Here is a 13,730-nt window from a genome sequence, read left to right as displayed (position 1 = left end):
CATCCACGAGAGGTTTGGTCTAAGCTGAAAAGCGCTAGGCGATGGACAAGGAATCGTATGCTGTGGGTCAAGCGAAATTTCATCTAGGAAGGAGACACACGTGGCAAATCGACAAGAGGGAGTCGCATCGAGTTCAAATGACGCTGCCGACATGCATCAAGTATCGGAAGAGTTGATGAACCATCGCAGTCTCAATCCAACACGTCGCTATCTAGCCGTCGCTTTGCACACGGCAATGAATCCTGAGGCCCTAAAGGGTGTGGCGTTCATCAATGTTCAAACAGGGAAATGTCCCACGACGCGACCCGTCTGCAAAGTCAACAATACGACTTTTGAATGCCGGCCTTGGCTATCACGTTCTACATCTAAACAATCGGAAACGTTCGGGTGCGAGGACTCGTCGAGCCTTTGCAATGGCGGGTTACTGACGCGTCAGCGAGAGGACTTTGACCGCATAGAGGCCCTTGACTACTACCTCGCTGCTGTGGATGACCAGTTGAAGCTCTGAGGTCCGCGTGTGAGGCCCGTACGGGGTCCATCGCGGTGCAGGACTTCGTCTCCTCGGGCTTTCCAACATTACGTCTACCGTGCCCATTTCCGTTGCAGGAGCCCTATTGCATCGGCTTGTTCGACGTCGTCTTTATTAGCGCCCACCGCAACAGTGGCGCTTTGGCTCGCGGTCAGTAATACGGAACAGAACCGGTACACGCATTGGACATACAGGCCAATAACTGGGAATGAGCGAGAATTTCCCCGGCAAGAACAAGCGCGTCGACATCTTTCACGAGATTCAGCGCTTCGCACCCAGGCCCGCCGTCGCGGATAACCTGGTCTCTTTGGAGCACCTGAGTACGACGCCATACGCCGAACGGATTTAGCATTGACGAAAGCGAGAGGGCTAAAAAGATGGTGTTGTATTCGGTTCCGGGGCGCGACTTATCGCTACCTTCTTAAATATAGCCAAGGATATCTCAACTTTAGTCATGAGCCCGTCGCGCCGCCTTTTTTCGAATTCCGTCGGGTCGCGGGTTTCACGTTACGGTCGCTCTGTGCACGAAACGGTTTCAACAGCGGAGCACCAAGCTGTTCCGCCGATATGCCGTGGCGAAGCGCGTTATGCAGGTATGTGAATAGCAGCTCGTCGTATTTGCGGATGGTTTCGCGAAGTTCTGCTATATCAACGTGCGCCTTGTCAAGTTTCTGCTCCGACACCACGGATTCGGGCGCCCTGGTGCGCGGTCGTTTTCCCGTTGCCCGGTATTCCTTATAATCGCGCCCGTGCTTATCATACGCATCTTTAATTTTCGCCTGGGCTTGCAAGGTTTGCCGCGTCCATTTGTAGCCAATGTTTGTTTCGCCTAGTCCGACGACATCAATCCACGTAAGAGCCCCACCTGCGGCTTGTCCCTTTATTAAAGTAGCAATCAGTTTGATTTCATCGGACGTGAGCCTCCGCCGCTCGTTTCGATGCACTTTGCGCTTATTCATCTTCGTCATCTTGCGTCCCCGCGTATGAAGGTAGTTGCACAAGGGTCCCGTCGGCTATTGAGACATCAGCGTGAACCGCAAGAGCCGCGCTCGCGCGGTTACGTACCAACTTTTGGTGCGCCAGCCAATTGTCCGCGCCAGAAGTACCGGTCGCCACCTCTTCCTCAGCGAGTGCTATCCATAAATCGGCATCATCCTTGATGACACGTGTTCGCTCGATGTGGTCAGGATTTCCTTTTTCCAAAAGGTGCTCGTCGCACACCGTGCACTCCCGATGTTTTGGACAGGGCAGCGCTGCCCAGTTGTGCTCGCATATCCCAATATCGGTCCGATGTGCTGTAACGCTAGATGACACGATAAATTCCTGCTGCCGTATTGGGTCTTTAATATTTAGTGCTGCTTCGGTAACAGGCCCCTGTACTTTCCCCAGCGCTCGCTTTTTATGAATGCTTGCCGCTAGTTGCAATCCCGTCACGTGGTTATACGCAGAATTGTGCCCGATGTCCCCCCTCCCGAACCATCTTGCAATCTCAAGCTGAGACATGCCCGCGTCTTCGGCCATCGTGTCAAGCCAATGGCGAAATTTGTACGCAGTCACCTTGAGCGGGTCTCCATTGTCGTCGCGATGGTCGGACCGCTCAAAAATCGACTGGACCCCTGTCCTTCCGACCATGTAATCCGTGAGTTGGCCGTATGTCATCAGCGTCGCCGTGCCATTCAGGCTTGACCTTGTCGAATGAAAATAATTAATGGGAAATACAAACAGACTATCTTTCAGCTTGTGGTGCCCTTGCTCTTCGGGGAAAACGGTCTCTAGGCCAGACCTTTCTACGAGATACCGCTCAAGTTCCCATTTAGCTATAGCGGGAACTTCCTTGCCGTCTCGCACCAAATCGACAATGGTCAACTTGGCTTCCCGTACAAATCCCCTCGCGCTTTTAAGAGGCTCGGCCGCGCGTAGGCCTACCGCGTCATATACGTCCAGGAGACTCATCAACTCATCGCCCGGCAGAGAATGCCAGCGTTCCGGAAGCAAAGTTCGACCGACACTACTTGCCATAAATGCGGCGGTGTTTCGGAACGGCTCAGAGCGCTCCTTTATGTCGACCACAGCCCTTCTTGCAACGTCAACCATAACGGTCGCAAGCCATTTAATTTGGGTTTTTACATGCGCGCCCTTCGCTGGAATGTATCTGATGCCGTAGCGGACCGCCGGCTTTCCAAGAGGGCCGAGCATCGGTTGTCCGGACTCATCGACTTGAATTTCTTCTATCCAGCAATTCGCAGCCAGCGTCAACAGTTCGGATGGCCGGAACCCTCCGCAAACGCAAAGGTCAAGCGAACGTTGCCTCACTAAGTCAGGACTGCTCAAGTCCGTCCTGCTTGAAATAGCTCCAACTATCGCTACGACATCTGAAGTGGGAAGCTTGGCGTTGCGTCTGTCTTCAAACTCCTTGCCCACTCGCCACTGCTTGGCCCCCCCATCGACGGCATCCCGTGAAATCGGATTCAACCAATTCAACCTTACCTCACAGAGGCGTTCGCTATCCATGGTTTGGGCGATGGCCGCCAAGGCAACGCCAATTCGATACGCTGAACTCCGCTCCTCTCGTTCCTGGCACATTCTTATAGCCATGTCGAAATTCGTCGGCCGTAGTTCCCACGGATTTTCGCGACTGTCTCGAAAAGCCGCGTGCAGGTAACGGAAGGCTCGGACTTGCACGTTGTGATAAATCGTCGAGACCCCGTCGTCTTGCCTATTCTCAATATGGCACGCATATGCTTTCACCAAGTCCGCAAACGGCCTCGGAAATTCCTTCGCATTCTTGAGAGTGCTCTTTTTCACGAAAGCGGCGTTAAACCAGATTCGTTCAGTCTTCCTCCCATCCGAGGCCCGCGCCTTGTTGTCCACCGCCCATACGATTTCATCCCAGACAGCATCCGTAAATGGGTTTTTGCCGCGAGCCTTATCAATAAATGCATGCACTCTCGCTTCGACTGCTGACTGAACTTTTGTCTTGAAGGTCATCGTTGAACCTCTGGCGAATTCTTGGACATCTCCTGGCAGCGCCGCACCACCTCCGCAACCGCAAGGATAGTGAGGTCGTTCGCCTCAACAACCTTTAAGTCCACACCACGCTCGAGCAAGTCCTGCCGCTCCCTAAAAAGTAAATCTAATACCCTCTCATGCGGGCCCTCGAACCAGGGTTGGAATTTGAAGCAGGTGTAGCACGCTCGATGGGCATTCAAGCCGCAAAAACTGAATGAACCACATGAACCGACCGTGCGCAGTTTTCGTTGGTCGGCGAAATGAACTCGACTCGCGGGGTCGTTGCCCCGCGTTGCTTCCGTTTCATCCCTAATGACCAATCCCAAGAAAAGTTGCGCGTAGGGGGCAAGGCGGAGCGCATAGGCTGCGTCGAGACTGATAACCGCGTCTGAGCGACTATTGAAATAGACCATGACATGTTGCAGGTCAGAGTGGTCCAGTGCCTGCGCTAATTCAGTCGGACTTGCGCCCTCCCTGACGAGCCGAGTTGCGAATGTGTAGCGAAGACGACGAGCAGTGATGCGTAGCGGGGAACCGTCTCCTGCCCGAATACCCGAGGCTTTGACAAATGCGTTGAGTTGCTCGCCAAAAAAAGATTTCGGACGGCGCATCGCTTGAGCTTCAAACGGCGTCCCGGTAAGTGTTGAATCGGGACTCCAAGAGGGGAACATAGGCCGCTCCATGTCCCGACTATCACGCCCGAAAAACGCGTATCCCCAGATAGCCTGGTTTTCGCGTTTCTTGTGTTCGAACAACGCTCCAACGCGAGGGTCCACGGGTCGCACGTGAAACTGTTTGCGCAGGTTCACGCCGCGCTTTTTTAGCCTGGGAATACGCAGCTCGTATCGAACGCCGCCATCAGGCAAGTCCGTCCGTATTAGGTCCTCCTCGTTTAGATACTGCATCGCCTTCGGGTATATTCCGAAAGACATGCTTAACCACATAACGAGAAACGCATCGAGTGAATCAAGGGGCGACTGCATCCCGGACAGCAAGCGCCCCTGTAATGCGGCTATTTCGACGTACCGAAGTGGGCCCGAGTTTGGGTCTCCACTGAGAACTGCGTGGCCTTTCGGATTGCCACCTATGACCTTATTCTCGAGAACTGTTGCCAACTCCTCGTCGAATCCTTCGTATTCCTGGTCCGCGCAAAACACAAACCATCGCCGATACGCATCCATCGTGTTGGCAACGGTACCCTTCGAGTAAGCCTTCCTGACGGATTTTCCAAGCCAAGCCGCGACAAAGGTTTTTTTGGTGGTGACAACCCTCTGCCACTTGACCGCCTGACGAGGCGCCTGGCGATGCGCCCTACGATGCGCCCTACGGAGCAGCGCCTTACGGATTGCTACGAAGAAGGCTTCGTTATATGTGTCAGTAGAGTCAACGTCGAACCCTGCCTTCTTAGCGCAAGCAAACAACCTGTGAAGATTCTCAAATTGCGCGTAAACGTAGTAGGGGCTTAGCGTCCGAATCGAGGTTTCTAGGTGTTTCCGAACAGCAAGCCGGACTGGCCCCTCTTGTAGCGGCATGCGTGCCCAATTGATACGCACATGTCCTTCTATCTGCCAAATCTCGGCGGTGGTGTCGATACGCTTCCCTTCCCGCGACAGTATGGTTTGCGGGTCGCTGCGCTCGGCAGTTGAAGGCTCAAGTGGGTCCTGAGCTGCGGACGAGGAGTTTGTGGCTTTTTTGACCATGACTAGCCCCCCCAAGCAAGGCTGGAGTGGATGTCCGGTGGCAAAGCACCAAAATGGAGGGTTTGGAATATCGGTGAAACGTTGTTACACATCAACCGCTTCCCCCCCGTGCCAACTGAGGGCGGAGCACTATCAATAGTGCCGAGCGCGGCCGATGAACCAGTAATGCTGAGGCCGGTAGCCACGCGCGAAAAGAACGTCACAACGGTGAGCCCGAACCGTAAAATCCCGGCGGAGAGCCCCGGCGTCGAGGTGCGAGGGCGCGCGCTATACCACACAACGTGCGGCGTAACACGCGTACAGGTGCGCGTCTTTGGAGGACCTACCCGGATAGTTCGGCTGGTGAATGCGGACGAATTTAACCGACCGCCATTACTTGGCCAGTGGGCCGAGCGTGAAGAGAGAAAAAAAGAAATGCTCCAACTGCGAGTCGGCATAACGAACCCTCCAAAATTAATGGATGATTCGTCCGGTCGACTAGCCCGCTCGGTTCAAATTGGAGCGGCTCGTTGGACAAATGTAATGTTTACAAGACCCAGCCAAGTAATACGGTTTTGTTTGCCTGATGCCACTTGAACGGCCCGCTACCACCCGGTCTCGGCTAAGCCGCAAACAATTTAATAGCGGCAGATTGAAATGTCAATTCCTAGCAATCGGCTGGTCGTGAAGTCGGTGACCTGCCTGTTCGAGGCAAATGCCATGGGTTGCGAGCAACCTTGTGCAGCTGAAGCGGCGTACCAATCATCACAGTTGCCAACTCAGGTGCAGCAATTGTCTGCAATCATCCCCCACCTTTGGTCCGAGCGCTCCGGCCCATGGACTGCATGCGTAGAATCTTGCGGTTCGTCGAATTGCGAATGGAGCGCTTCCCGTACCGCAGCGGCATCGTCGATTTATCGACCCATCCCATCGCCGCTTTCTGGTCCCGAACGTCTTCAGCGTGATTCTTCGAAGTTTCGGTCGCTTCGTTCCAGCGGTCGTTCCAGTCGTGTCGAAGAATGTGCGCCTTGATTGGTGAGAGTTCAGGATATCGGTGCGTGAGCGTCGATATGATAGTTCTCAGCCCCCGGTCAGTCAGAGCTTCGCCTTCATAGTTGACGAATATGTACGGGTGCTTTCGCGCGGCTTTAAATTGTTTTCTGTCTGACCGATGGCGGGTTATCCAGTCGTCCAACAAGTCGCGGAGTTCATCGTTAAGTAGAAGAATGCGTGCGTTCGTCTTTGTTGTCGCCGGGTTTTGACGATTATCATCCGGGTCGTCGTGTCGCCGATGAATCGTGATTTCGGCCGGGTAGGCACCGTAATTTATGTCGGCACACTTCAACCCGAGAAGCTCGCCAGCGCGGGGGCCCAGTTCAAAAAGCAACATCAGCATCGCGTAGGTACGAACTTGCAGCTTCGAACTGTAAGGGTTGCCCGGGTCCCCTGGCTGAATCACCCGTAAAAACAACTCACGTTGCTCAGGAGTCATCCCGAGCCGCTCCTTTGGACTCCCATCGTCGTTCGTGGGATGTGAATCGGCTTTGGGAGCAAGACTCCTTGCGCGTTTCTCGAACCGGACCAAGGCGGCATTGGCGGCATCGTGCTGCCTCGCATCAGAGATGCGCGCGATGACAGGTTCAGCGACCCATTTAATGTAGTCAATACACGTTAGAAATCGTGTACTGGCATAGTGCGGGTCGACCATTCTGGAACCGAGTTCAGGAACCGATACACGGCAGCGGTCAGCTAGCACCATAAGCTCGTCGCTTGATAGAAAACGCCGTCGGGCGACCCGGTTCACAAGGCTGATACGGAGGTCTGCAAAAACGTCAAGCCCGAGCGCAACCGCGCTCAGTGCTTGGCGCATCGACGCGAGCGCATAACCGCGCCCCCTCAGTAGGAGAGCATAGGGAGCAACCGGTATGACTGGGAGCCCTTGAGGACCGTCCGCGAGCACGGCCATGCGCTCACCAGAACTCATTTTGAAAGTTCGAACCGTCAATTTCGCCATGGCATCCACTTCTTTTCGTTGACACCAATTTACAGATTTTCTGTGGTTCCGCTTATCAAATCGTTTCTCCCAAATGAAAAGGCTGAAAAACCACTCCGTAACGTGTTGATTACGCAGAGTTTTCCAGCCTTAAATTAACACCCTTCTGAGTGGTTCCGCCTAGAACGGAATATCGTCATCCATTTCATCGAAGCCACCGCCAGCCGGCGCGCTTGGACGGCTCGAACCACCACCGCCACCACCGCTGCCGCCGCGCGAAGCGCCACCGCCTGCGACCGCGCGGCCACCACCACCGCCGCTACGCTCCGACGGCTCACCGCGGCTGTAACCGCCTTCGTCGTCGCCGCCGCCCGTCGAGCCGCCACGACCACCCAGCATTTGCATCTGATCGGCGACGATTTCGGTCGAGTAACGGTCAGTGCCGTCCTGAGCCTGCCACTTACGGGTGCGGATGCGCCCTTCCAGATACACCGACGAACCCTTCTTCAGATATTGGTTCACGATTTCAGCAAGCTTGCCGAAGAACGCCACACGGTGCCATTCGGTTGCTTCCTTCATTTCGCCGGACGCTTTGTCCTTGTACCGGTCCGTCGTCGCAAGGCGGATGTTCGCCACTGCGTCGCCGCTCGGAAGATAACGAACTTCCGGATCGGCTCCGAGATTGCCGACGAGAATGACCTTGTTCACGGATGCCATGAGTTTCTCCTGTTGATTCCATTACGGGCGGCGCGGCAACGCGCGATTCGCGTCTCAAGCCAGTGGGCCCGAGACCGGAACTGCGCCTCAGCCCGCCGCCGGGTGAGTTCTGTCAATAAAACGCCTGGCCGCCCCAGGTTTTCCGCACCGAAGGAAGTCCCTTGGGGCATTGAACCCGCCGGGAGGCCTGGCGCGAAGCGCCAGAGTTGGGGGCGCAGCTACGCCTTCTTGCGCGGCGGCGGTTTCATATTTGCCGCGATTATAAGCCAGCAAAACACCAGCCCCGAGCAAGTGAAAAAGACCGCGCTCTGACCGTCCACCTTGAGCAGCCAGCCGCCGACCACCCCGCCCAGCGCAAGACCGATCGACTGGGTAGTGTTGTACACGCCAGCGGCCGCGCCCTTACGGGTGCCCGGCGCCAGTTTCGACACCAGCGAAGGCTGCGACGCCTCAAGAATATTGAAGCCGAGAAAGTAGACAAAGAGGATCGCCGCCACACTCAGAATCGTATGCGGTGCGACGCCCAACAACAACTGTCCGATCAGGATAAGACCGATCGCCGACAGCAGCACGATTTTCATTTTTCCGCGTTTTTCCGCGGCGATGATCGCCGGGACCATCATCACGAACGAGAGGCCCATCACCGGCAAATACACCTTCCAGTGCGACGCGACCGGCAGGCCGCCGGCTTCGAGAATGCGCGGCACGACGAGGAACAACGCGGTTTGCGTGGCATGCAGGACGAGCACGCCAAAGTTCAGGCGCAGCAGTTCGACGTTATGCAGCACCTCGGCGAACGGCGCGCGCACGTGCACAGGCTTGGGCGCATCCGGCACGACCCACAGCACGAGACCAACCGCCAGAATCGAGAAGATGCCGACCAGCGTGAACAAGCCACTCATGCCGACCCACTGGAACACGATCGGCGCACCGACGATCGCCACCGCGAACGAAATGCCGATACTGCCGCCGACCATCGCCATCGCCTTGGTGCGATGCTCTTCGGAGGTGAGGTCGGCGATAAACGCGATCACCGCGGACGACACCGCGCCCATGCCCTGAATCACCCGGCCCACGATGATCCACGTCATGTCGTGCGCGCCCGCCGCGACGAAGCTGCCGAGCGCGAAGATCAGGAGGCCGGTCGCAATGACCGGTTTGCGGCCGACCTTGTCGGAGACCCAGCCGTAGAAGATGTACAGCATCGACTGCGTCACGCCGTACGCGCCGAGCGCGATGCCCACCAGCAGCACGTTGTCGCCGCCTGGGATGGTCTTCGCGTAGATCGAGAACACCGGCATGATCATGAAGAGACCGAGCATGCGCAGCGCGAAGATGGCGGCAAGCGACACGGTCGCGCGCATTTCAGGCGCGCTCATGCGTGAGGATGTAGCGGACGGATTGGACATCGGAAGCGTTCTTTGAATGAGCTGGGCGGCGCACCGCGGGCGGGCCTACCCCGCAGGACGGCCACCACCAGGCGGCATACCACGAGACGGCAGGACGGCGGCAAGCATACGGCGCGGCATGAGGGCCGGCGGCCTTGCTGCACGCTCGCCAGGAGCCTCGCGGCGCCTTGTACTCGCGGAAAATGGCCCCAGTTAGACCTCTTCCCCGCGACGCTTGACCGCTGCCTTACAGCTTGCCTTGGCACCCGATCGGACTGTCAGGAAGCCGTAACGGCGGTCTTGAAAAGTCGTTATAGTAGCAGGTTTAGCCCCCTCCTCTTTCCGCCAGGTCATGGCCAGGTGATGGAATAACGCGTGGAACAAATCCGTATCCGTGGGGCTCGCACCCACAACCTGAAGAACGTCAATCTCGACCTCCCACGTCACAAGCTCGTCGTGATTACGGGCCTGTCCGGCTCGGGTAAATCGTCGCTGGCGTTCGACACGCTCTATGCGGAAGGCCAGCGGCGCTACGTCGAAAGTCTCTCCGCCTACGCCCGCCAATTCCTTCAATTGATGGAGAAGCCGGACGTCGATCTGATCGAAGGCCTGTCGCCGGCGATCTCGATCGAACAGAAAGCGACCTCGCACAATCCGCGTTCCACGGTCGGCACCGTCACCGAAATTCACGATTACCTGCGGCTGCTGTTCGCACGGGTCGGCACGCCGTACTGTCCGGACCACGAAATTCCGCTGGAAGCACAAAGCGTCTCGCAGATGGTCGATGCGGCGCTGGCCTTGCCGGAAGAGACCAAGCTGATGATCCTCGCGCCGGTGGTGGCGAACCGCAAAGGCGAGCACGTCGAGCTGTTCGAGGAAATGCAGGCGCAGGGCTTCATCCGTTTCCGGGTGCGCTCGGGCGGCGGCACGGCCAATGAGGGCGTCGCGAAGATCTATGACGTCGACACGCTGCCGAAGCTGAAAAAGAATGACAAGCACACGATCGACGTCGTCGTCGACCGGCTGAAAGTGCGCGGCGATATGAAGCAGCGCCTCGCTGAATCGTTCGAAACCGCACTGCGTCTCGCCGACGGTCGCGCGATCGCGCTGGAAATGGATACGGACAAGGAGCATCTGTTCAGTTCGAAATTCGCCTGCCCGATCTGCTCGTATTCGCTGCAGGAGCTCGAGCCGCGCCTCTTCTCGTTCAACAACCCGATGGGCGCGTGCCCGGAGTGTGACGGCCTCGGCCAGATCACCTTCTTCGATCCGAAGCGGGTCGTCGCGCATCCGTCGCTCTCACTGGCGGCAGGCGCGGTGAAGGGCTGGGACCGGCGTAACCAGTTCTACTTCCAGATGCTGCAAAGTCTCGCGGCGTTCTACGAGTTCGACATCGACACAGCCGTCGAGGACCTGCCGGAGAAAGTCCGCAAGATTCTGCTGTTCGGTTCGGGCAAGCAGGAGATTCCGTTCTCGTACATCAACGAACGCGGCCGCACTTCCGTGCGCGAGCATGTGTTCGAAGGGATCATCCCGAACCTGGAGCGGCGTTACCGCGAGACCGATTCGGTCGCGGTGCGCGAAGAACTCGCCAAATATCAGAACAACCAGCCCTGCCCCGCCTGCGCCGGCACACGGCTGCGTCGGGAAGCCCGTTTCGTGCGGATCGGCTCGAACAGCGACGCGCGCGGCATCTTCGAAATCAGCGGCTGGCCGCTGCGCGATGCGCTCGGCTATTTCCAGACGCTGCGGCTCGAAGGCTCGAAGCGCGAGATCGCCGACAAGGTGGTCAAGGAAATCGTCGCGCGCCTGATGTTCCTGAATAACGTCGGGCTCGATTACCTGTCGCTCGAACGCAGCGCGGAAACCCTGTCGGGCGGCGAAGCGCAGCGGATTCGCCTCGCCTCGCAGATCGGTTCCGGGTTGACCGGCGTGATGTACGTGCTGGACGAGCCGTCGATCGGCCTGCATCAGCGCGACAACGACCGGCTGATCGCCACGCTCAAGCATCTGCGCGACCTGGGCAACTCGGTGATCGTCGTCGAACACGACGAAGACATGATCCGCATGGCCGATTACGTCGTCGACATGGGGCCCGGCGCGGGTGAGCACGGCGGGATGGTGATCGCTGAAGGCACGCCCAAGCAGGTGGAGGCGAACGCGGCATCGATGACCGGGCAGTACATGTCCGGCGCCCGCAACATCGAATACCCGGACGAGCGCAAAGAACCGGACGAACGGCGTCTGCGCATCGTCGAGGCGTACGGCAACAATCTGCAGCACGTCTCGCTCGATCTGCCGGTCGGCCTGCTGACCTGTGTGACCGGCGTGTCCGGTTCGGGCAAATCCACGCTGATCAATGACACGCTGTACCACGCGGTCGCTCATCACCTGTATGGCTCGTCCGCTGAGCCGGCGCCGTACGAATCGATCGAGGGCCTGGAGCACTTCGACAAGGTCATCAACGTCGACCAGTCGCCGATCGGCCGCACACCACGTTCGAATCCGGCCACGTACACGGGCCTGTTCACGCCGATCCGTGAACTATTTGCGGGCGTGCCCGCGTCGAAAGAACGCGGCTACGAAGCGGGCCGCTTCTCGTTCAACGTGAAGGGCGGCCGCTGCGAATCCTGCCAGGGCGACGGCGTGCTGAAGGTGGAAATGCACTTTTTGCCGGACGTGTACGTGCCTTGCGACGTCTGCCACGGCAAGCGCTACAACCGCGAGACGCTGGACGTCCAGTACAAAGGCAAGAACATCAGCGAAGTCCTCGACATGACGGTGGAGAACGCCTACGAGTTCTTCAAGCCGGTGCCGGTCGTCGCGCGCAAGTTGAAAACCTTGCTGGACGTGGGTTTGGGCTATATCCGGCTGGGCCAGTCGGCCACTACCCTGTCGGGCGGCGAGGCGCAGCGCGTCAAATTATCTTTGGAACTGAGCAAGCGCGACACGGGTCGCACTCTCTACATCCTCGACGAGCCGACCACCGGTCTACACTTTCACGACATCGCCTTACTGCTGGAAGTCATTCATCGTTTGCGAGACCAGGGTAATACCGTCGTGATCATCGAGCATAATCTCGATGTAATAAAGACCGCCGACTGGGTGATCGATCTCGGCCCCGAAGGCGGAGCCGGCGGCGGTCAGATCATTGCGCAAGGCACGCCGGAGCAGGTTGCCAAGTCGAAAGCAAGTTTTACCGGTAAGTATCTGGCGCCGCTGCTGAAACGCACTGCCAGTAGAAAGTAACGCTGCACAACACGGGTTGGAGACGGAATAAGCCATGGCCAAGCGGAATCAGGCGCGCGACGACGGGCAAGTGCAGGACCTACGCCCACGCCCGGTCAGGCTGACTAGCGACATGAGCCTGCCGACACTGTCGGCGGTCGAAATCGGCAGTTACGTGCTGATGCTGTTCGGAATGTGGGCAGTCATCGAACTGAGGCTGCTCGGCGCGTTGCTGGCCGGGTTGCTGGTGTTTCAACTTGTGCATACCATCGCGCCGCGCATCGAACGGCACATGTCGAGTCAGCGCGCGCGCTGGCTCGCGGTGGTGATCCTCTCGGTGGTGATAGTAGGCGCGCTGACGGGGCTGACGCTCGGCATCATCGGACATTTCGAGAACGACGTGCCGAGCGTGCAGAAGCTGCTCGACCAGGCGATGCAGTTGATCGATCAGGCGCGCGGGCGGATTCCGCAATTCGTCGCCAACTATCTGCCGGTCGATACCGAGCAGATGAAGAGCAGGGCGGCCGAGTTGATGCAAAGGAACGCGAACATGCTGCAGCAAAGCGGCAAGACCGCGGCGCGCGGCTTCACGCACATCCTGATCGGCATGATCATCGGCGCGATCATCGCGGTCGGGGCGCAGAAGCATATGCAACGGCTGCCCTTGTCCACGGCGTTCGTCACGCGCGTGACCCGTTTCGCCGATGCCTTCCGCCGCATCGTATTCGCTCAGGTCAAGATTTCCGCGATCAATGCGGTCTTTACCGGCATTTTTCTGCTGGTGATCCTCCCGATCTTTCACGACACGCTGCCGCTCTCCAAAACACTGGTGCTGGTGACGTTTATCGTCGGTTTGTTGCCGGTGATCGGCAATCTGATCTCAAACACGATCATCGTCGCGGTGGCGCTCTCGGTGAGCTTTCCGGCGGCGGTCATGTCGCTGGTATTCCTGATCCTGATTCACAAGCTGGAGTACTTCCTGAACGCGAGGATCGTCGGCGGTCAAATCGAGGCGCGCGCCTGGGAACTGCTGATCGCGATGCTCGTGATGGAAGCCGCGTTCGGCATTCCCGGCGTGGTCGCTGCGCCGATCTTCTATGCGTATATCAAGCGGGAATTGATTTATCTGCGGCTGGTGTGAGCGGGCAACATGCGGGCCTATATGCGGATCTGGGCAACGCGAGATT

Annotated in this window: 10 protein-coding genes; 4 read left to right on the top strand and 6 right to left on the bottom strand. The window is 57.8% G+C overall.

What is annotated here, in order from left to right; all coding sequences use genetic code 11:
- The first annotated feature begins 100 nt into the window (after positions 1–100).
- Positions 101–508, top strand: coding sequence for a hypothetical protein (locus PQQ96_RS19030; RefSeq protein ID WP_408294916.1), 408 nt, complete (start codon positions 101–103; stop codon positions 506–508).
- Positions 509–737: 229 nt separating this feature from the next.
- On the top strand, positions 738–878 hold the full coding sequence (locus PQQ96_RS19025) for a hypothetical protein (RefSeq protein ID WP_408294913.1): 141 nt from the start codon (positions 738–740) through the stop codon (positions 876–878).
- Between the two features lie 103 nt (positions 879–981).
- Here the strand turns inward: PQQ96_RS19025 and PQQ96_RS19020 are convergent, their stop codons facing one another.
- From PQQ96_RS19020 to PQQ96_RS18995, 6 genes are all read right to left on the bottom strand, one after another.
- The gene (locus PQQ96_RS19020) at positions 982–1,497 is read right to left on the bottom strand and encodes a hypothetical protein (RefSeq protein ID WP_408294910.1); all 516 of its coding nucleotides are present in this window, start codon (positions 1,495–1,497) and stop codon (positions 982–984) included.
- On the bottom strand, positions 1,481–3,517 hold the full coding sequence (locus tag PQQ96_RS19015; RefSeq protein WP_408294907.1) for a hypothetical protein: 2,037 nt from the start codon (positions 3,515–3,517) through the stop codon (positions 1,481–1,483). Before PQQ96_RS19015 ends, PQQ96_RS19020 begins: the two co-directional genes overlap by 17 nt.
- Positions 3,514–5,238, bottom strand: coding sequence for a tyrosine-type recombinase/integrase (locus PQQ96_RS19010; RefSeq protein WP_408294904.1), 1,725 nt, complete (start codon positions 5,236–5,238; stop codon positions 3,514–3,516). The genes PQQ96_RS19015 and PQQ96_RS19010 overlap by 4 nt, the downstream gene beginning before the upstream one ends.
- A 781-nt stretch (positions 5,239–6,019) precedes the next feature.
- Positions 6,020–7,231, bottom strand: a complete 1,212-nt coding sequence (locus PQQ96_RS19005; RefSeq protein WP_408294901.1) for a tyrosine-type recombinase/integrase — start codon at positions 7,229–7,231, stop codon at positions 6,020–6,022.
- Between the two features lie 159 nt (positions 7,232–7,390).
- Positions 7,391–7,927 carry a single-stranded DNA-binding protein gene (locus tag PQQ96_RS19000; RefSeq protein WP_074285492.1) on the bottom strand — a complete coding sequence of 179 codons (537 nt, stop codon included), beginning with the start codon at positions 7,925–7,927 and terminating at the stop codon, positions 7,391–7,393.
- A 218-nt stretch (positions 7,928–8,145) separates the two neighbouring features.
- A complete protein-coding gene (locus PQQ96_RS18995) occupies positions 8,146–9,336 on the bottom strand; it encodes an MFS transporter (protein ID WP_408294898.1) in 1,191 nt (396 codons plus the stop codon).
- A 354-nt stretch (positions 9,337–9,690) separates the two neighbouring features.
- Between PQQ96_RS18995 and uvrA the strand changes: the two genes are divergently transcribed.
- Both uvrA and PQQ96_RS18985 read left to right on the top strand, forming a co-directional pair.
- Positions 9,691–12,564, top strand: a complete 2,874-nt coding sequence (uvrA, locus tag PQQ96_RS18990) for an excinuclease ABC subunit UvrA (RefSeq protein WP_408294895.1) — start codon at positions 9,691–9,693, stop codon at positions 12,562–12,564.
- 34 nt (positions 12,565–12,598) lie between these two features.
- Positions 12,599–13,684, top strand: a complete 1,086-nt coding sequence (locus PQQ96_RS18985) for an AI-2E family transporter (RefSeq protein ID WP_121109227.1) — start codon at positions 12,599–12,601, stop codon at positions 13,682–13,684.
- Positions 13,685–13,730: the final 46 nt, after the last annotated feature.

The organism is Paraburkholderia sediminicola, from assembly GCF_046027825.1.
Taxonomy (GTDB): domain Bacteria; phylum Pseudomonadota; class Gammaproteobacteria; order Burkholderiales; family Burkholderiaceae; genus Paraburkholderia; species Paraburkholderia sediminicola_D.
The sequence above is the reverse complement of the archived record's forward strand: the minus strand, read 5'-3'. Positions and strand labels throughout refer to the sequence as shown.

What these genes read in the sequence shown, in the direction of transcription:
- PQQ96_RS19025 (WP_408294913.1), top strand. Translation starts at nt 738, where the DNA reads ATGAGCGAGAATTTCCCCGGCAAGAACAAGCGCGTCGACATCTTTCAC.
- PQQ96_RS18995 (WP_408294898.1), bottom strand. Translation starts at nt 9,336, where the DNA reads ATGTCCAATCCGTCCGCTACATCCTCACGCATGAGCGCGCCTGAAATG.
- PQQ96_RS19000 (WP_074285492.1), bottom strand. Translation starts at nt 7,927, where the DNA reads ATGGCATCCGTGAACAAGGTCATTCTCGTCGGCAATCTCGGAGCCGAT.
- PQQ96_RS19005 (WP_408294901.1), bottom strand. Translation starts at nt 7,231, where the DNA reads ATGGCGAAATTGACGGTTCGAACTTTCAAAATGAGTTCTGGTGAGCGC.
- PQQ96_RS18985 (WP_121109227.1), top strand. Translation starts at nt 12,599, where the DNA reads ATGGCCAAGCGGAATCAGGCGCGCGACGACGGGCAAGTGCAGGACCTA.
- PQQ96_RS19010 (WP_408294904.1), bottom strand. Translation starts at nt 5,238, where the DNA reads ATGGTCAAAAAAGCCACAAACTCCTCGTCCGCAGCTCAGGACCCACTT.
- PQQ96_RS19015 (WP_408294907.1), bottom strand. Translation starts at nt 3,517, where the DNA reads ATGACCTTCAAGACAAAAGTTCAGTCAGCAGTCGAAGCGAGAGTGCAT.
- PQQ96_RS19020 (WP_408294910.1), bottom strand. Translation starts at nt 1,497, where the DNA reads ATGACGAAGATGAATAAGCGCAAAGTGCATCGAAACGAGCGGCGGAGG.